Annotated in this window: 21 protein-coding genes; 18 read left to right on the top strand and 3 right to left on the bottom strand. The window is 59.7% G+C overall.

Annotated elements, in window-relative coordinates:
* Positions 1-159: 159 nt before the first annotated feature.
* The 15 genes from FSY45_RS10710 (at position 160) to bamC (ending at position 12,757) form a co-directional block, all read left to right on the top strand.
* The gene (locus tag FSY45_RS10710; RefSeq protein WP_148748070.1) at positions 160-447 is read left to right on the top strand and encodes a hypothetical protein; all 288 of its coding nucleotides are present in this window, start codon (positions 160-162) and stop codon (positions 445-447) included.
* A 223-nt stretch (positions 448-670) separates the two neighbouring features.
* Entirely contained in the window at positions 671-1,006 is a 336-nt protein-coding gene (locus FSY45_RS10705; RefSeq protein ID WP_148748069.1) for a hypothetical protein, read from the top strand.
* Positions 1,007-1,083: 77 nt separating this feature from the next.
* Positions 1,084-2,229 carry a phage/plasmid replication protein, II/X family gene (locus FSY45_RS10700; protein ID WP_255443300.1) on the top strand — a complete coding sequence of 382 codons (1,146 nt, stop codon included), beginning with the start codon at positions 1,084-1,086 and terminating at the stop codon, positions 2,227-2,229.
* Positions 2,213-2,566, top strand: coding sequence for a hypothetical protein (locus FSY45_RS10695; protein ID WP_148748068.1), 354 nt, complete (start codon positions 2,213-2,215; stop codon positions 2,564-2,566). Before FSY45_RS10700 ends, FSY45_RS10695 begins: the two co-directional genes overlap by 17 nt.
* Before the next feature lie 97 nt (positions 2,567-2,663).
* Positions 2,664-2,834, top strand: a complete 171-nt coding sequence (locus FSY45_RS27815) for a hypothetical protein (RefSeq protein WP_187427551.1) — start codon at positions 2,664-2,666, stop codon at positions 2,832-2,834.
* Between the two features lie 21 nt (positions 2,835-2,855).
* Positions 2,856-3,068: a hypothetical protein gene (locus FSY45_RS10690; protein WP_148748067.1), complete on the top strand. Its 213-nt coding sequence runs from the start codon at positions 2,856-2,858 to the stop codon at positions 3,066-3,068.
* Between the two features lie 73 nt (positions 3,069-3,141).
* Complete coding sequence (locus FSY45_RS10685) at positions 3,142-3,384, top strand: hypothetical protein (RefSeq protein WP_148748066.1); 243 nt, start codon at positions 3,142-3,144, stop codon at positions 3,382-3,384.
* Between the two features lie 104 nt (positions 3,385-3,488).
* The gene (locus tag FSY45_RS10680) at positions 3,489-4,970 is read left to right on the top strand and encodes a hypothetical protein (RefSeq protein WP_148748065.1); all 1,482 of its coding nucleotides are present in this window, start codon (positions 3,489-3,491) and stop codon (positions 4,968-4,970) included.
* A 1-nt stretch (position 4,971) separates the two neighbouring features.
* Complete coding sequence (locus FSY45_RS10675; RefSeq protein WP_148748064.1) at positions 4,972-5,307, top strand: DUF2523 family protein; 336 nt, start codon at positions 4,972-4,974, stop codon at positions 5,305-5,307.
* Positions 5,304-6,683: a zonular occludens toxin domain-containing protein gene (locus tag FSY45_RS10670; RefSeq protein ID WP_148748063.1), complete on the top strand. Its 1,380-nt coding sequence runs from the start codon at positions 5,304-5,306 to the stop codon at positions 6,681-6,683. The genes FSY45_RS10675 and FSY45_RS10670 overlap by 4 nt, the downstream gene beginning before the upstream one ends.
* Positions 6,684-6,919: 236 nt before the next feature.
* The gene (locus FSY45_RS10665; RefSeq protein WP_148748062.1) at positions 6,920-7,531 is read left to right on the top strand and encodes a recombinase family protein; all 612 of its coding nucleotides are present in this window, start codon (positions 6,920-6,922) and stop codon (positions 7,529-7,531) included.
* 75 nt (positions 7,532-7,606) lie between these two features.
* Positions 7,607-8,200: a class I SAM-dependent methyltransferase gene (locus tag FSY45_RS10660; RefSeq protein WP_187427555.1), complete on the top strand. Its 594-nt coding sequence runs from the start codon at positions 7,607-7,609 to the stop codon at positions 8,198-8,200.
* 35 nt (positions 8,201-8,235) lie between these two features.
* Entirely contained in the window at positions 8,236-10,386 is a 2,151-nt protein-coding gene (locus FSY45_RS10655) for a hypothetical protein (protein WP_046461277.1), read from the top strand.
* 298 nt (positions 10,387-10,684) lie between these two features.
* The gene (gene dapA, locus FSY45_RS10650) at positions 10,685-11,581 is read left to right on the top strand and encodes a 4-hydroxy-tetrahydrodipicolinate synthase (protein ID WP_003064577.1); all 897 of its coding nucleotides are present in this window, start codon (positions 10,685-10,687) and stop codon (positions 11,579-11,581) included.
* 63 nt (positions 11,582-11,644) lie between these two features.
* Positions 11,645-12,757: an outer membrane protein assembly factor BamC gene (bamC, locus tag FSY45_RS10645; RefSeq protein WP_039049897.1), complete on the top strand. Its 1,113-nt coding sequence runs from the start codon at positions 11,645-11,647 to the stop codon at positions 12,755-12,757.
* 273 nt (positions 12,758-13,030) lie between these two features.
* Here the strand turns inward: bamC and FSY45_RS10640 are convergent, their stop codons facing one another.
* The 3 genes from FSY45_RS10640 to FSY45_RS10630 all read right to left on the bottom strand — a co-directional run bounded on the left by FSY45_RS10640 (position 13,031) and on the right by FSY45_RS10630 (position 15,842).
* Positions 13,031-13,318 (bottom strand): hypothetical protein, encoded by a 288-nt coding sequence (locus tag FSY45_RS10640; RefSeq protein ID WP_046461276.1) that lies wholly within the window; start codon positions 13,316-13,318, stop codon positions 13,031-13,033.
* 377 nt (positions 13,319-13,695) lie between these two features.
* Entirely contained in the window at positions 13,696-14,820 is a 1,125-nt protein-coding gene (locus tag FSY45_RS10635) for a JmjC domain-containing protein (protein ID WP_012837381.1), read from the bottom strand.
* 71 nt (positions 14,821-14,891) lie between these two features.
* Positions 14,892-15,842 (bottom strand): helix-turn-helix domain-containing protein, encoded by a 951-nt coding sequence (locus tag FSY45_RS10630; protein ID WP_039049899.1) that lies wholly within the window; start codon positions 15,840-15,842, stop codon positions 14,892-14,894.
* A 356-nt stretch (positions 15,843-16,198) separates the two neighbouring features.
* Between FSY45_RS10630 and FSY45_RS10625 the strand changes: the two genes are divergently transcribed.
* The 3 genes from FSY45_RS10625 (at position 16,199) to FSY45_RS10615 (ending at position 18,676) form a co-directional block, all read left to right on the top strand.
* Positions 16,199-17,650, top strand: a complete 1,452-nt coding sequence (locus FSY45_RS10625; RefSeq protein WP_046461275.1) for an aldehyde dehydrogenase — start codon at positions 16,199-16,201, stop codon at positions 17,648-17,650.
* A gap of 176 nt (positions 17,651-17,826) precedes the next feature.
* Positions 17,827-18,147 carry a cytochrome c gene (locus FSY45_RS10620; protein ID WP_003076338.1) on the top strand — a complete coding sequence of 107 codons (321 nt, stop codon included), beginning with the start codon at positions 17,827-17,829 and terminating at the stop codon, positions 18,145-18,147.
* Between the two features lie 13 nt (positions 18,148-18,160).
* Complete coding sequence (locus FSY45_RS10615; RefSeq protein ID WP_003076340.1) at positions 18,161-18,676, top strand: hypothetical protein; 516 nt, start codon at positions 18,161-18,163, stop codon at positions 18,674-18,676.
* Positions 18,677-18,678 lie beyond the last annotated feature (2 nt).

Raw genomic sequence — 18,678 nt, 5'->3', positions numbered from 1 at the left:
ACTGGTTAGCAATTTGGGTAACGACTCGTTAGTATTCCGCTTGCTAACAACTCGTTAGCGGACGGAGCCACCCAGCTCGGGCAGATGCAGTGATCAACAGCACGCCCTACCGCCAGAAGCAGAGCTAGGCGGCTCCTGACAAACCTAGGAGCCGCCAGCATGTCTAAAACCGTTCGCACGTCCCCAATAAGTCCTCCGCCTGGTCAGCAAGACCAAAGCGCTCGCCTGGCGGCTTCCGCCAAGGTCGACCAGGTGGAGGGCACCATCTATCGCCCAATCAATGAGTACTTGGATTGGCTTTACGCTGAGCTGGCTCGTTTAAACGCTGCTGTTGCAAATCCCGGCCAGTCTTGCACGCCTGATTTGGACATTTATCAGGGCGAAGAGGTTGCCGCTGCGTTGCGCGTTTACATGCGCTTCGTTGCTTTCCGACTGGGGCGCGCATGAGTGCCGATTTCTTCATCACCGATGGCCCTCGCGTGGTGCCTGCTGAGTACCAAGCATGGCAGGTTGCCTATGACTACTGGTATGCCTGCGTCCAGCGGGCTTTGCACTATGAGGGCTGGGACGGCACAGAGTCTGAGCGTTTGGGTCGCCTGGCTATTGCGGCTAAGGGCGAGGCAGACCGGCTTGAGCAGATCGCTCGAGCTGCTTTCCGAAGGGCCTGCTCATGACCGGCCAGCCTTACACCCACGCCGCGCACTATGAGCGCTGTGTCGCGGCTGCAAAGCTCGGCCAGGTCATCACGCATCAACATGTCCAGGTCATCAAGCAAGGTGTGCACTACTGTGCGCGCATTCGCTCGTCCTGGACGACTCCGGACGGCCTGGACTGCTGGACCGTCGAATCCATCTCGCCGGAAATCGCGCATTTCACGGTTCCTTGCAAGCAAGTGCGCCTGTGCGGTGATGCCCGTTGCAGCTGCTTGGAGGGCGCTGCGGCGGAGGGGGCCCCGCTTGCGGGGGAGGGTCCGCTGCAGGGCCCGGAGGGCGTGACGTGCTTGTAACACGTCACTTTAGTCTCACCACTGAGACAGATACCAGTTCTACCGCTGCCCTTTCGGCTTCGGAATTGGGCAATGTCGTGGACATTTCCACGCGTGCCGAGTGGCGGCCATACCAACCCACCAAGGTGCAGATGGTGGGCTTCTGCGACTGGCTGTCCATGTACCAGCGCCATTTCCGCACCGACCTGCCCAAGATCGCTGACGGCGCTGTGATGCGTATCGACAAGGAAGGCGAAGTCGAAACCGTCACGCTCAAGAAGTCGCGCATTGAAGGCAGCTTTGAAACCGCCGTGTTCGTGCGCTGCGATGGTGAAACCGTTTGGTTTGAGGGCAACGTCTCCAAGTGGGGCCGTCCTGACAATGTGTTCGGCTACACGTTCCTCGAATGCCTGGCGATCATCAACAAGCTGTTGGTCAAGCTGGGCTTGCCTCCGTTCACTGAGGGCGACAAGTACCTCACGAACTTCAAGGGCGAGCCCCGTTCCTGCTGGACGGGTGCCATCGTCACCCGCATCGACATGACCTGCAATTACGCCGTGGGCAGCAAAGAAGACGCCTATGCGTACATGCGCCACCTGCAGGGCCAGCAGGCCAGCCGCCTGAAGACAGGCACCTATGGCGATGGGGAAACCGTCGACTTCGGCCGAGGATCTCGCCGCATCTACGTCAAGGCCTACCTGAAGGGGCCAGAGCTTCGCCGTCACGCTGGCCGCGTACAGGACGCCAAGGGGGTCAATGACGGCACCGTCAAGGACTACGAAAAAGGCATCACCAACCCCTATGTGCTCCAGCTTGCGGACTGGTGCGATGCCGTGGGCCTTGTCCGCGTGGAAATGACCTTCAAGGCGACCAAGCTGCATGACATGGGCTGCCACTACTTGGGAGGCTTCGACATGAAGCAACTGGAAATCGAATTCGACAGCCGCTCTGATGTTCTGACGCGTGGCAGCGCAGAGGCCGATGACTTCACGTTGCTTCCCAAGGCAGTGCTGTCTACCTACCGCATGTGGCAGGCAGGAGATGACCTCACCAGCAAGCTGAGCCGCGCCACCTTCTACCGCCACCGCCGCGAGCTGCTGGTTATGGGCGTTGATATCGCCATTAAAAGCAACGTCCTCCAAATGAAACCTAGGACACGGGTAATCAAGCTCGGCCCAGTGTCCATGCCCGATTGGTACGAGCTGCCAGTAATCGAAAGGAGCCGCAATGGCACACATCATTAAGGTCACGGGCTTCAAAGCCTTCAAGGGCTTTGTCAACGGTGAAGGCATCAACAGCGGCACTCTGTTCTCAGAAGTCCGTCTGGATACCCGCTACAACAAACCCGGCGAAAACATCAAGGGCGGCATTGCCACCGAAGAATGGAAGATGCCCGATGCGGACACCGTGTTCCGCATGCAGCACATCCCGCTGCCCTTCATGGTCGAGCTCGATGTCGAGCGAGTCAGCAACGGCAAGGAATCCAAGGAAGTCGTTCTAGGCGCTCGCCCTGTCGAACACGCTCAGCCCAAGCCTGCAACAGCCTCTGCAGCGTCCGCTAAGGCCGCTGTACCCGCCTGATGGCGTCCCTCAATCTGCTGTGGTTCCTGCCCGTCTGCTGGGCTTACGGGCGGGTGCTCATGGCCATGGTGTCTTCAACGCTTGAGGAGGTTATTCGATGAGCAATGAACTTGATGACGACACCGCCTGCTGCGATGACTGCCAAGAGATCAATCTTGGCTTCACCGTTTCAGAGGTTGTCGAGTGTGGCTGCCCTGTCTGTGGCTCACACAACATCCGCCCTTATGAAGAGTGGGTTTCAGACCTGCCCGACGTGACAGAGGATTGATGTCTTTATGAAAGTCATCTGATGAGCTACTTCATCTGCACCCAGATCGAAGCGCCATGCCAGCCCGGCAACCAGGTCGCGATAACGGAAATCACCGTTCAAGACCTTGCCGCGCTGGGAATCACGCCGCAAAGCCTCGGCCAGTCCGTTGCACTTGGCTTTGGTCTGGTCTTCTCCATCGCTATCACTGGCTACGTGTTGGGCCTCGTGCTCAAGCTCATTCGCGGCATTTGAGATTGCAGCCGAGAGCGGGCGCTGTGCCTGCTCCCTGGTGCAAGTTCGCACTGATTTGAAGAGAGGAAATCCTATGAAGAAGTTCAACACTCTGCGCGCCCTGCGCGCTCGTGGTGCACAAGCAGCCCTGGCTGTCGGTGCAATGGTGATGGCGACTGCTGCTCGCGCTGAAGGTGCTGGTATTGACAGCCTGTTTGATGGTGTGGATCTGTCCGGCATTTCTGCAAAGGTTCTGGCGATGGCTGCGGTGATCGTGACTATCGCGCTGGTCATCAAGGGCCCCAGCATCGTCAAGCGCATCATCAGCAAGATCTAAGGCCCGGTCATGCTCATTGTCGCCCTGGTCGTTGTCGTTCACGCTGCTTTTGCGCTGATCGGCGCGATCGGGGCGCTTTGCTTTTTCAGCCTTGCGAGGATGTGATGATTAAGCTCTCTCAAGGCTTTTGCGTTGGCATGGCTGCCTTCGCCTGCGGCTCTGCTGTTGCTGCGCCTCTGCAAATACCAACCAATGTGCCAATCGTTGAGGTGGCTCAGCAGACCAACACCTATAACTACACGCCGGTTAACGAAACCAACTCCACCATCAAGCGTGTGGTGCCTATCTCTGATGCGCTGGTAACGGGGCAGAGCGTTTCGGATGTTGAGCCTAAAGTCAGTACCACTCGTCGTCTTCCTATCGGCACTGGTGCGGATGTCACTGCGAGTGTAAAAATTCCTAAGAGGAACATTGCGCGAGGTCTGATAAGGGCTGCCAAGGTTGCGGGCGGCCCAAGTGGTCTTATTGCGGGCCTTGCCCTGGAGGCACTTATCGACTATGGCCTCAAGAATGCGTCTATTGGCTCTGATGGACGGTTGATCGCAGGAAAGGAGAGCGATGCCTACTATCCTCAATCAGATGGCTATATCTGGCGCCAGAACTACACTCATACAGGTGCCTATTACGGCCCTGAGGCGGCATGCGTTGCCCTAACGCCAGAGGGGCCTGATAACTGGAAATTTCAGCAACTCGTTGATTTCGGGCCTGACCTTAAAGCGTGCCGTTACGTCAAAGCAGATGGCAATGTAAATCAGCCGTTCTCTGTCATCCGCATTGCGCCTTCAGATTGCAAGCCTGGCTACTACGTTGACAAAGGGGTCTGCACCAGCACCAAGCCTCTTACGGAAATGAGCGAGCAGGAGATTGAGGATTGGATTGCGTCGCGCGATGGCTGGCCCACGTCCTCGTCAGTTGCTCTCGCAGAGATGCTGAAGTATCCCGACACTCGAAGAATCATTCAGGACTACCCGAGCAATGGCGTTGAGATAAACGGCCCTGCCAGCGTAAAAGGCAAGTCAACCACGGCGACCGAGGGTGTGCAGCTTGTGCCTGGTACAACGACTGTTGCTCCGCCTGGTACACCGTCTTCTCAAACTCAGCCAGGTACAAAAACCACCACCACAACGGCAACTCACCCGATCACATATTCGGGTAGCAGCGTCTCTCATTCGACGGTTAATAACACGACTACCAACATCACTAACAATACGACTAACGTCACAACGACTGAGACCAAGACTGAAGAGGTTGAGGACGATAAAGACGATCAGATGCCCTCTGATACGGCGCTTGGCGATTTACCTAAGCTCTATGAGCAGAAATACCCAGAGGGCCTTTCTGGCGTCTGGAATCAACGTAGTCAAGAGTTCAAAAGCAGTGGTCTGTTTAGCCTGGCTGAGCAGCTCATGCCGACCTCGCTCAATGGCGGTACATGCCCAAGCTTTGATCTGGATTTGAGCATTGGTTCATGGGCTGATTACGGAACGCATCAGGTTCCTATGCCTTGCTGGATTTGGGATACCTGCAAATACATCCTGCTGTTGATGGCTGCAGTTTCGGCTCGCCGTATTGTGTTGGGAGGCTGAAATGGCAGCAGCGTTTACAGCACTATTTGCCAAGCTTGCTGCAATTGTTGCGTGGTTTGGCAGCCTGTTTGTGGCCATTTTCAAGGCCGGCTGGGACATGCTCTCAGACCTTGTTTGCTGGGGCTTTGATGGCTTGCTTGGCATCGCTGTCACCGCAATGAATGCGGTGGATCTTTCGGGCCTGAATGGCGCGTTTGGAGCGTGGAGCCAGCTGCCTCCTGAGCTGCTGAATGTCATGGGTCTGATGGGCCTTGGCGCGGCCTCTGCGATCGTCGTCGCGGCGCTTGGTATTCGTCTGCTGCTGCAGCTCATACCTTTCACAAGGCTTGGTTCATGATCAACGGCATCGAAGGTATTCCAGGCTCTGGCAAGAGCTATGAAGCAGTGGCTTATCACGTGCTTCCGGCGCTCCAGGCCGGGCGCAAGGTCATCACCAATTTGCCGCTGAATGTCGATGCGTTTGCGGCTATCGACCCGAGTTATCGGCAGCTCATTGAGGTTCGCACGAGGCCTGCTCCGCAGATCGGTGAATGGAACGCGGCGAACATTGCTGAGCAGGAAGCGTTTAAGCTCTGGAAAGATCGTGAACCGGTCCAGCAGTCAGAAAACGTGTTCACGTTTGGCACGGTCTGGGACTACTACAGCGACTGGCGCGGCCCGAAGGGGGAGGGGCCTTTGTACGTGATTGATGAGTGCCATGTGGCTTTGCCTAAGCTCGGCACGCCCGATAGCGTGGTGCAGTGGTTCAAGCTGCATCGGCACTACAACGCTGAAGTGCTTCTGATGACGCAAAGCTTCCGCGACATTAACCAGCCAATCGCCCAGCTCGTCGCAACGCTCATCAAGTGCCGCAAGGCAGACATCCTGGGTAACAAGGATGAGTACATTCGCAAGGTGCATGCAGGTTATCGCGGCGCGATGATCCAGCAGAATCAACGCAAATACGAAAAGCAGTACTTTGGGCTGTACCGCAGCAACACGCAAAGTAGCGGCACCTCTGAAGCGGGTATGACGGACGTCAAGCCCCTGATCGTCTACTTCAACCGCGCGAAATGGGCATGGCTTGCAGTGACGCTCGGACTGGTCGTTTGGGCCTTCTGGCCCAAGCCTGATGTAGACGTCTGGGGCAACAAAAAGGTGCAGCCAAAATCCAAGGCCACTGCACCGGCTGCAAGCCCTGTTGCGGCGACTGTAGTGCCTACGGCTACGCCCAAGAACACTCAGGCCAGTGCACAGAGCCAGGACGCAGAGCAGGCCAAAGCTGAAGATAAGGAACCACTGAAGGGTAAAAGCATTCACGTCACTGGCGAGATCCTCAAGCACGGCAAGCACTGGTACACATTCGTCATCAGTGATGGCACCAGGCGCATGTTCGACCTCAACAGCGACGACATGAAAGCCGCGGGCTACAAGGTCGCATACAAGGCCCACTGCATCGCCCAGTTGAGCTGGGAGGGTGGCGGTTCGCGTATGGTCACTTGCGATGCACCGAACGCACCAGCAGGCACGGATAACAAGCCTATCGTGATCGACTCTGGCGGTGGCGGTCGTAGCGACAAGCCTCTGCGTACTGGTGCAGAGCCTGAGCATCAGGAGCAGCAGCGCCAAGAAGTTGCCGAGTACCGAGCTCCGCAGTACCAGCAGCAGGCCACCATGGCCGACATCGCCAAGGCCGGCCGCACGGCGCGCTTAGTCGATTCTGGTCGGCTTTAGATTTGTGGCCATTCAAATTTTCAGATTTGAAATAGCTGATGGTTATTTAGGGGGTATCGGGGGCCGCGCCCCTGATGTCAACGTTTGACCAGGCAGAACCCCACGCACTGCACCAGGTGTGCGTCGCAGCTCGCGCAAACCAATTGCCCCCTTCGCGGGGCTTTTTTCATGCACTGCAGAGCGGTTGCTGCGCGTCCTGATAAACCGGATGTTTTTTCTAAAAGAGGGAGTGAGAGATGAGATACGGCTATGCCCGCGTCAGCACCATTGAACAAGATACGGCTCTGCAGGACACGGCTCTTGCCAATGCCAGGTGCGACCAGGTCGTTAGAGAAAAGCGTTCTGCAGTCAAGAAGCGGCCCGAGCTCGAAGCGCTGCTGCAGTCTTTAAAGCCTGGCGACACTCTGATCGTCTACAAGCTTGATCGACTGGCACGGAGCCTGCGCGATTTGATCCGTATCGCAGAACATGTTCAGGCGAGTGGAGCCAAGCTTTTGAGCCTTACAGAGCCTATCGATATAGGCACGCCAATGGGCCGAATGGTGCTGCAAATCTTGGGAGTCGTTGCCGAGTTTGAGCGCAGCCTGATTCGTGAGCGCTGCATGGCCGGCCAGCTCGAGGCCGTTAAGCGCGGAAAGATGATTGGAAGGCCGAGCAGGATTCCACTTGCTGACCAAAACGAAATGATTCAGCTGGTGGGCTGTGGCATCTCATTGCGCGACATTGCCGATGCTTATGGCGTCCACGAAAGCACAGTGCGACGGTTCTATGACGAGGCCGTAGGGTACAAAACACGCCGCTTTGGGCAGATTCGGCGGTGGCTTTATGACAACAAAAAACCCACTTAAGAAGTGGGTTTCTATGGTTATAGTGTGCATTTTGCTATGAATTTTGATGCTCGCATTAACCATAGTTTTCGCAAGATGACCAGCAACACCCAGCCTCCCCCACCCGCCGCCATTCCTGCGATTGCCGCCAGCCACTGCGCGCCGGCGCCCTCCGCCTGGATTGCCCGCTTTGCCCATCTGCTACGCCCGCAGGGCTCTGTACTGGATCTGGCCTGCGGCATGGGTCGCCATACCCGTTTCCTCTCGGCCTTGAATCACGCGTTGACCAGCGTGGACAAGGCGCCGGAAGCGATCCGGTCCGTGGCGGATATCGCCGAGACGATTACCGCCGACATCGAGAACGACGCCTGGCCGCTGACGGGCCGCAGCTTTGATGGCGTGGTCGTCACCAACTATCTGTGGCGTCCGCTGTGGCCGCAGATTCTGAACAGCGTCAAGCCCGGCGGCGTGCTGCTCTACGAAACCTTCGCCCAGGGCAACGAGGCCTATGGCAAGCCCTCGCGCCCGGACTTCCTGCTGGCGCCAGCCGAGTTGCTGCAGGTCTGCGCAGGCTGGAACATCGTCGCCTACGAGCACGGCCTGCTGCACCAGCCCGAGCGCGTGGTTCAGCGCATTGCCGCCATCAGGCCCGATGGCCCGGCCGCGCCTGCCGCATTGCTTCAAGCCTGACGCCCTTCTTCTGCATCCACATCTGCCCGACCGCCATGCCCGCCTACGCCCTGCTGCTTGCCCACGACGAACACCCCAGTGCCTCGACAGAGTGGCCCGCAGAGCCCGGCGGCAGTTGTGACGGCTGGGCCGAATGGTTCAGCAGCACACCGCTGCTGTTCAGCGTGCTGCTGGGCGATGCGCGGCATCTGCCCGAACTGGTTCCCTGCAGCGCCTACCAGGACAAGCAAAGCCTCTCGGCCCTGGCCGCACCCATGGAGCAGGTCCGGGCCCGCTGGCAATGGCTCAAGAGCGTGATTGAGCCACTGCCCGCAAAATGCCCTGCGCATTGGCCCGACTCCGTCAAGAAGCAATGGCAGCACATCGATCACACCATCAGCACCAGCACGCGCCAGTGGCTGCTGCTGGACTGCGCCACGTTATGTCCGCATGACTTTGACGAAGCGGAGTTCACGACCTTTTTGCAGGCCCAGCGCGAGCTATGCCGGCAATGGAGCTGCAGCGGCGGCGAGCTGCCCGAATCCCTGCAGGCCTTGAAGCGGGCACCGCAATCCCATCTGGGATGGTGGAGCGATTCGGTCATTGCACGCACCGAGGTGATCGAGCAGCAAAGCGAAGAAGACTGGCCCGCCTGGCTGGCCGATCACTACGAGCCGCGCCACCATGGCGCCTGGGACGAAGCGACCGAAAGCTATTACGTCATGCCCAAGCTGCACCCGCGCACGGGCCTGAAGCCACAGAACGAAGCCGAGCGCGACCACTGGCCTGTGGGCATGGTCACGCCCTATGGCCGCTGGCTTCAGCGCCCCCTGGAAGGCGCGAGCATGACTTTTGTCTCTGGCGAGCATCTGAGCGTGCACTATCCCGAGACCACGCCGGGCGAAGGCGCGAGGTCCGGCATCAAGGATTTGAACGGCATCTGGCTGGTATCGCCCTCCGAGGGCTATCGCGACGCCTATGCTGTCACTCCCCATGTGATGGCCTGCAGATCACCGAGGCAGGAAAACATGCAGGACCTGCGCAACCTGCCCGGCCTCGCGTTGCTGCACGAAGGGCTCAGCAGCATCGACTACAACGAGGAGCAGGACGAATTCATCCGTGCCGAACAAGGCTCTTATGGCGACTCGCGCCAGCTGCTGCTCAAGCCCGACGGCCACCCTGTGTTTGATGCGGGCCGCTATGAGCACATCAACGACTTCAGCGCCAAGACAGAACTGGCCGTCGCCTGCGTCCGGGAACCCTTTGTCAACGAGCAGGGCGAACAGGAGCACCGCATCCTCGAAGGCGTGATTGACATCCGCGGCCAGGAAATCATCCCCTGTCAGTTCAAGACCATAGAGCGCGGCTTCAGCAGCTCGCCCCCCAAGGTATTTCCCGGTCGCAAGCTTCTGGCCATCACCGAAAAAGGCGAGCCGCGCATCTTCAACACCAAAGGCAAGCTGCTGGCCGCCCCTGATATCTGGTGCCCGCCGCTGAACTGCAGTCCGAAGAAAAATGAACTGCTCACCTTTGTGGGCGAAGGGCCGGAGGCCGAACTGGTCATGTTCTCTATCCAGGATTTCAGCATCACCCGCACCGGAGAAACCTGGGAGGACTACCGTAACGCACTGCGCGGCATGTTCAAGGGCCTGGGTGGCGACACCCCCGAAACCACGACCATGACCCGCGCGGAACTGATAGAGGCAGAGGATGGGGCCTGGATGCAGGATATATCGCGCATCCTCTGCCTGAATGACGAAAGCCGGACCGCAGAACTGCTGCAGCAATGGCGCGACTGCGTGGCGGCACCTGATCCTGACGACATGGGCTGGGACGAAGATGACGAGATCGACCCCGATGTCATGCATCTGCCCGCTGGTGAAAACGCGCTGACCCTGTACTGGGTGCATCTGCTTGCCGTTGCCGGTCAGTTCGCCCGCTTTGACTGGAAGGATGCCGACGGCATTGCGAACACGCGCTGGCTGCCCGGCACCGATGACTGGCAGTGGGACACGCCCGCTGACGGTGTTGAATCGGGCCTGGAGCATATGGCCGAGCATCTGGCCGGCCGCCAGCTGGCCCTGATCAAGCTGGCCACCGATGACGACAGCCTGCGCGTGACCGTGGTGCGCTCGGCAGATGCCGAGGACTTCATGGAGCGACTGGCGCAGGCCCATATCAGCGCCTGGAACTACAGCGCGAACTGAAGCGATGCCGGCGGGGCAGGAACCACGGTCGCCGGGCCTGCCTGCAGGCTTTGAGGAAAACGGCCGGGCCGCATTGAGCAAAACTTGCAAAGCCGCCAGATTGCAGCCATGCCGTCCGAAACAAAGCCACGATCAACGAACAATATGACGCACAGAAATTAAATATTTCGTCATTTCGTCATTTATCAACAACACTTCGACAAAAACAGAGTTTTGCTAGACACTGTTGATCGCAAACCACTGCCTGCACCCTGTCCCTGTTTGTAGAATTCATTTTTACCGTTTTCTGATTGCGGATATGACATCACCCTCCGTTGCTCTCACTGGCAGCATTGTTGCCCTCATTACGCCCATGCTCGAAGACGGTAGCGTCGACTACCCGTCGCTGCGCAAACTCATCGACTGGCATGTGGCCGAAGGCACCAACTGCATCGGTGTGGTCGGCACCACCGGTGAATCGCCCACCGTGAATGTCGAAGAGCATTGCGAAATCATTCGTGTCGCCGTGGAACAGGCCGCCGGTCGCGTCTCCATCATGGCCGGCTGCGGTGCCAACAGCACGCACGAAGCCATCGAGCTGGCCAAGTACGCCAAGAAGGTGGGCGCCGACAGCCAGCTGCAGGTCGTTCCCTACTACAACAAGCCCACACAGGAAGGCCAGTACCAGCACTTCAAGGCCATCGCCGAAGCCACTGGCGACCTGCCCGTGGTCCTGTACAACGTGCCCGGCCGCTCGGTTGCGGACATGCAGCATGACACTGTGCTGCGCCTGGCCCAGATCCCCGGCATCATCGGCATCAAGGAAGCCACCGGCAACATCGAGCGTGCCCAATGGCTGATCCGCGACGTGCCTGCCGGCTTCGGCGTCTACTCCGGTGACGACCCCACCGCCGTGGCACTGATGCTGTGCGGCGGCCACGGCAACATCAGCGTGACGGCCAACGTCGCGCCCCGCCTGATGAGCGAGCTGTGCAAGGCCGCCATGGCCGGCGATACCAAGCGCGCCATGGAAATCCAGTTCAAGCTCATGCCCCTGCACAAGAGCCTGTTTGTGGAAGCCAATCCCATTCCCGTGAAATGGGCAGCAGCCCGCATGGGTTTGTGCGGCCCCGCCATGCGCCTGCCCATGACGCCGCTGAGCGAGCAATGCGAAGCAGTTGTTGAGGATGCTCTGCGTAAAGTTGGCGTACTCTGATCGAGTTGCGCTAAGCTAGCGGTTTTTCGCACATAGCTTGAACGCTACCCAAGGACAATCCGCGTGAAACAACAAACAGCACGTTTGAGCCTGCTCAGCATCGCGCTGGGCCTGTCTGCCTGCACGACCACGTTCCAAGAGACCAAGATCGACTACAAGAGCGCGGGCAAGAATCAAGCTCCCTCTCTTGAAGTCCCTCCGGATCTGACGCAGCTGTCGCAAGACTCGCGCTATACCGTCCCTGGTGGCGTGGTATCCGCTGCTGCCATGCAGGCCAATGCCAAGGCCGCCAAGCCTGCCGACAACAACACCGCGGCCAACAAGATTGGCGACGTCCGCATCGAGCGCGACGGTGCCGAGCATTGGCTCGTGGTTGATCGTGCAGCCGACAAGCTCTGGGAGCCCACTCGCGACTTCTGGCTGGAAAACGGCTTCATCTACTCGATGGAAGACCGTCAACTGGGCATTCTCGAGACCGACTGGGCCGAAAACCGCGCCAAGCTGCCTCAGGACATCATCCGCAAAAGCCTGGGCAAGGTGTTCGATTCGCTCTATTCCACCAGCGAGCGCGACAAATTCCGCACCCGCCTGGAGCGCGAACCCGATGGCAAGACCCGCATCTATGTCACCCACCGTGGCATGCAGGAGGTCTACACCAGCGAGCGCAAGGACAACACCATCTGGCAACCACGTCCTCGCGACCCCGAACTGGAAACCGAATTCCTGCGCCGCATCATGGTCAAGCTGGGCGTGAGCGAAGAGCAGGCCTCTGCCGTCGCCAAGGCGGACAAGTCTGCAGCTACCACCTCGACCGGCGCACGCATGGACACCATCAACGGCGTGCCCACGCTGCAGCTGGAAGAAGGCTTTGAGCGCGCATGGCGCCGCGTTGGCGTGGCGCTGGACCGCACCGGCTTCACCGTGGAAGACCGCGACCGCAGCCGCGGCCTCTACTACGTGCGCTACGTGGACCCGAACGCCAAGCCTGAGTCCAAGGGCTTCTTCAGCAAGATCTTCAGCCAGGGCAAGGAAGCTGCCGCGCCTCAGAAGTATCAGATCCAGGTCAAGGGTGACGGCAACAAGTCCCAAGTTAGCGTGCTCAATGAGCAAGGCCAGCCGGACAGCTCCGCCAACGGCCAGCGTATCGTGCGCATCATCACCGATGATCTGAAGTAAAGAGCGCTGCACCCCATACAAAAGCCACCGGACTCAGCTCTGGTGGCTTTTTTCATGTCCTAACGAATCGAACTTCGGCTTGGGGGCTGCCGCTCATGGCGTGCGCTTGCCCGCCAAAATCCGCCCAAGTGCAAATTACAGGTGCAGACCTTGTATGCCGGCAGGCATCCGCAGCTCGAAAATCCGCTGCGAAATCCAGACGTAAAAAAACCGCACCTGAGTGCGGTTTTTTCATGCTTGAGGCCTGGGCCTCAAGCTGGCTGATGCAGCGAATTACTTGGCAGCAGGAGCTTCAGCGGCGGGAGCAGCAGGAGCGTCAGCGGCAGGAGCAGCAGGAGCGTCAGCGGCGGGGGCAGCAGGAGCGTCAGCGGCAGGAGCAGCAGCGTCAGCGGCGGGAGCAGCAGCGTCAGCGGCGGGAGCAGCAGGAGCTTCAGCAGCAGGTGCGGGAGCAGCAGGAGCTTCCACAGCAGGAGCGGGAGCAGCAGGAGCTTCTTCCTTCTTGCCGCAAGCAGCCAGAGCAGCAGCAGCGATCACGGTAGCCAGAATCAGAGAGTTCTTCATGACAGTTTCCTAAATGGTAGGTTCAGCAGACGGTATGCAGATTGCCATTACGGTCAGCCTTTTGCAGCTATTGATCGCTCTGGCAGATCAGGTCAAACGATAAATTCGACTCAGCCCGCATTATAGGTAGTTTTGCCCATTGCTGACTAACACTGACAGCAACCAAACAATTCTGCACAAATCGGTGCGTTCTCATTTACCGGGCAAGCCCACGCTTGCCTTGAGCCACACTGTGGAGCATAAATTTATTCCTGTCAAATCCCTGACAAAGCTTTGATAAAGATTTACATAACCTACACAAAGCCTGCGAAATCAGCAGGAGCCACAGAGGACAAACCCGTAAGTTAGCACGATCGCTGTTACAAGTCCACCCTGTTTCAGTCGCCGGAGCGAACCCAGCCAGCATCAAACCACGACGACAGCAACTCCAGCGCGTCATCGCTGGCAGTTGCCAGATCCTTGCGCGACAGGGCTCGGCTGTCTGCCAGCTTGCGCATCAAGGTGGCATCGCGGCCGCCAGCCAGATAGCTTTCGCCATTGATGAAGATGTGCTTGGCGTCATACATCATGCGTGTGCGGCGATCCAGCACCACGCTCTCGAACATGCCGTTTTCATCGCCATGCTCGAACCAGACATTGGGCTTGGGGTCGCTCAGGTACTCGCCCAGCGCGCGCTCCAGCGCCAGCGGCTCGGCCATGGCCTTCTTCAGTGCCTCGCGGGCAAAGTCATACATGCCTTCAGGAATCAGCGCCGGGTTGCTCACGGCCTCCTGCTTGGGGTCGCGATAAATGACCGGAGTTTCGGGCTCGTCGGGCTCGTCCGACATGCGCAGCAGCAACTCGCGACCCAGCTCGCTGCGATCGGGCGAGCGAAAGCCTATCGAATACGTCATGCATTCGCCTTCTGCCACTCCGTCATGCGCCCATTTGGGCGGCAGATACAGCATGTCGCCGGGCTCCAGAACAAACTCTTCCTCGGGCTCGAAATTGGAGAGGATTTTCAGTGGCTTGCCCTGCTGCAGAGACAGGTCTTTTTGACGACCGATGCGCCAGCGGCGCCTGCCCTGGGCCTGCAGCAAAAACACGTCATAGCTGTCGAAATGCGGGCCTACGCCCCCTTGATCGGTGGCAAAGCTGATCATCAGATCATCGAGGCGCGCCTCGGGCACAAAGCGGAATTGCTGCAGCAACTCATGCGCCTTGGCGTCATGCATGTCCACGCCCTGCACCAACACGGTCCAGCCCGGCTTGGTCAATGCAGGCAGGCTGCGACGAGACAGCGGGCCGTGGCTGAGCTTCCAGTTGTCGCCTTCGAGCTGCTGGATCAGGCGCGACTCCACGCCATCCTCGCCCGCCATGGCCAGCAGGCGAGCACGCGGAATCGGGGCCTTGAAGCCGGGGATGGCCTGGCGCACCAGCAAAGGCTTTTTATGCCAATGCTTGCGCATGAATTGAGAGGCGGTGAGCCCACCCAGCAGGGTGAGCGGCGTATTGATGTCCATGAATACAGTCCTGCTTTCTAAGCAACGGCCTGCATTGTCCTATAGGCCTCGAAAACGCTGGTCGGCACAGATCAATGACCGAGCGCTCTGAACTCGGACGGCGACATGCCGGCATAGGCCTTGAAGGCACGGCTGAAGTGCGCGCTGTTGCCAAAACCACAGCCCATGGCAATGTCTGTAATGGTGCGGTGCGCGAGCGCCGGGGAATGCAGCTCCCGCATGCAAAGCTCCAGTCGGCTCTGCTGGATGAAGCCGCCCAGCGACTGGTCTCGCCCCGCAAAGGCGTTGTGCAGATGCCGACGGCTGCAATTGAGTGCTTCGGCCACCTGATCGACTGACAACCCGGGGTCGCGCACATGGCTGGCCACATGCTCGCAGATGCGGTCGTACAGGGCCTGCTTCTGCGTCACCGCCGTGGCCTGCCCGCCAAGGGCCTGCAGGGACAGATGCACCATATCCACCAGCAACTCCCCGGCGCGGCGCGCCAGCGGTGCCGTCATATTGTCCAGTTCCTGGTAAGTGCTGCGCATGGTCTGCAGAGCAATGCGCGCAATGCCGGCGCTGCCCCCCACCGATCGACCCATGAGGTTTTCCAGACGCAGGCCTCGCTCGGCAATGCTCTGTTTGGGCACCATCATGATCAGGTGCTCCGTATGCCGGGGATTGGCCACCACATAGGGCTGCGAGGTGTCATAGATGGCCCAGCTGCCATTGCTCACGCAGGCCTTGCTGCCGTACTGCTCCACCTCGGCATGGCCGCTCCAGGGCGCCACGATCTTGAGATAGGCCGCTTCGCTGTCGCGCAGACGGTGGCTGTCGCGTATGACGCGGTGGCGCCCGGCATCCAGCTTGGTGAGCATCACATCGCCGGCGTATGCCACGCTCAGATGCCCGTCAAAACAGGTGTCGCCATACAGATCCGTATCCAGACCCGAGAACAGCTGCGCCATCCATCCCTGCCAGGCTGGTGCAGTTTCCTTCTCGGGAAGACCATCGGTACTCAGTACCACGGGCGCGGTCATGGGCCTTGACTCCTCGTTATATCTATCTCTGCCTGTACCGACAAAGTACAGCAATTATCGGTAAGTGAGCACTTTCGTGCTCAGGCCGAAAAGAATCTCCCACACTGCATTCAAACTAGTGCAAACCCTAGGTCGCGTGCACGATTCGTCAAACGGTTTGTGCACATTGCGCACAGCATCTTGCCAAGGCTTTTCCTACGATCTCTCACACGCCAGTGTCAGGCGAAACACCACAAAAGGGGGAGACAAGCCCGGTGACACAAGCCTTGTGCAACGGCACCAGCTCCCACTTTTTTCAACTTGCAGCAACAAGCAGTGACCGCGGTCACGCGACCTTGGTAGCGAAGGAAGCGAAGATGATTGAACAAAGCATGCTCATCGGCGGTCAGACCGCACAGGCCAGCAATGGCGCCACTTTCGAGCGCAGAAACCCTCTGGACGGATCGGTCGCCACGCGTGCCCCGGCCGCCACAACAGCCGATGCCGTGCATGCCGTGGAAGCCGCTCAGGCGGCCTTCCCTGCCTGGGCGGCCCTGGGCCCCACAGAACGCAGGCTGATGCTGATGAAGGCCTCGCAGGCCCTGGAGGCCAAGGCCGAAGCCTTTGCCGCAGCCATGGCGGCAGAAACCGGCGCCTCCGGCATCTGGGCCGGCTTCAATGTGCATCTGGCCGCCAATATGTTTCTCGAAGCCGCGTCGCTGACCACCCAGATCAACGGCCAGCTGATTCCTTCGGATATCCCCGGCAGCATGGCCATGGCCGTGCGCCAGCCCGCCGGCGTGGTGCTGGGCATCGCCCCCTGGAATGCCCCCATCATCTTGGCCGTACGCGCCATTGCCACGCCCCTGGCCTGCGGCAACACCGTGATCCTCAAGGGCTCGGAGCTGTGCCCTGCCACGCACGGCCTGATCATCGAAGCGCTGCAGGAAGGCGGCTTGCCGCCCGGCGTGGTGAACTTCGTGACCAATGCGCCCGAAGACGCCGGCGCCGTGGTCGAGGCCATGGTGGCCCACCCCGCCGTGCGCCGCGTGAACTTCACGGGCTCGACGCGCGTGGGCCGCATCATCGGCCAGACCTGTGCCAAATACCTCAAGCCCGTCATTCTGGAGCTGGGCGGCAAGGCACCGTTTCTGGTGCTGGACGATGCCGACATCGACTCCGCGGTGGCCGGCTGCACCTTTGGCGCTTTTGCCAACTCGGGCCAGATATGCATGTCCACCGAGCGCATCATCGTGGACGAGGCCGTGGCCGAGGAATTCATCACCAAGCTGGTGGGCCGCGCCCAGACCCTGCCTCTGGGCGACCCTCGCCAGGGACCGGTGGTGCTGGGCTCAGTCGTGGACATGAACACCGTGAACCGCGTCAACGAGCTCATCGACGATGCCGTGACCAAGGGTGCCAGGATTCTTTGCGGCGGCAAGGCCAACGACACCTTGATGGCCGCCACGCTGATAGACGGCGTGACTCCCGAGATGCGAATCTTCCGTGAAGAGACCTTTGCCCCGGTAAAAGCCATCGTGCGCGTGCGTGGCGAAGAGCAGGCCATCGCCATGGCCAACGACAACGAGTTCGGCCTGTCTTCCGCCGTCTACACCAGGGACACAGCGCGCGGCTGGCGCGTGGCCGGCCGCATCGAAGCGGGCATCTGTCATGTCAACGGCCCCACCGTGCACGACGAGGCACAGATGCCTTTCGGCGGCGTGAAGAACTCGGGCTACGGTCACTTTGGCGGCCAGGCCGGTATCGATGCCTTCACAGACACCCGCTGGATCACCATGCAGACCACCGCACGTCACTACCCCTTCTAAAGCACCCAGGACAGCAGTCATAGCCGGCAGGCGTGACTGCTGTCTTCGCTTGAAACCTCCATCGCGGGCACTGGGCCATGAGGCAAAGACCTCAGGTGCAGCGCCCGCATGGGCAAGGCGCGAACCCCGACCCGCGCCTTGTGTCTGCCGACCCACAGAACCACCGGAGACCCACGTTGAAACATGCCTCCCAACTGGCCCTGGCAGCCCTGCTGTCCGGCCTCAGCCTCGCTGCCTCGGCTGCGGACTCTCACGGCACTGGCCCCGGCCAGCGCTTTTACGAAAAGACCTGCGCCAAATGCCATGAAGCCGGCATAGGCCCCGTCATCAAGGGGCGCGGCTTTCCGCCCGCGACCTACGTGATCATTGCGCGCAACGGCATGAACGCCATGCCGTCCTTTCGCGTGACCGATATCGACGATGCCACGCTGGAAGACTTGGCAAACTACCTGTCCAAGACAGAGGCCCCCAAGGCTGTCGAGCCAGCCAAGAAATAAGAAGGACGATGTAATGCAATCCGATCGTCGCTCCCTTCTCAAAGCTCTGACCGCAACAGGTCTGGCTGTCTCCGGCATAGGCTGGGCACAGGCTGCCACCTCCGCTGCAGGCCGCACCGCCAGCGCAGCCACGCGCTCTGCCGAGGTGCTGGCCGTGACATCCTCCATGCACGCCAGCGCACTGGACAAGGCCTTTGTGGCCGGTGTTCAGAGCACATCCCGCAATGCGCTGCACACCGGCCTTCAAGGCCTGGACAGCGCCGCATTCAACCAATTGGGCGAGCTGCTGACCGACAGTCAGGAAACCCTGCTGGTGGGTCTGCTCGACGACGCCTCGGCCACGCTGGTGCTGGATCTGGTTCGCTCCAGCGGTGGCCGCGTGCTGACCGTGGAACACCATCGCGTGGACGGCACCGCCGCCGACTGGGCCCAGGCGCTGGGTCGGTCGCTGGCGTCCAGTCAAGTCATGAACACCACCACGGCGGCAGCAGGCAAGGAAGCCCGCGTGTCCTTTAGCTGCGTAATCTAAGA

The organism is Comamonas sp. Z1, from assembly GCF_008121555.1.
GTDB classification, from domain to species: domain Bacteria; phylum Pseudomonadota; class Gammaproteobacteria; order Burkholderiales; family Burkholderiaceae_C; genus Comamonas; species Comamonas thiooxydans.
Note: the sequence above shows the minus strand (reverse complement) of the source record. Positions and strands in the feature narration are given on the sequence as shown.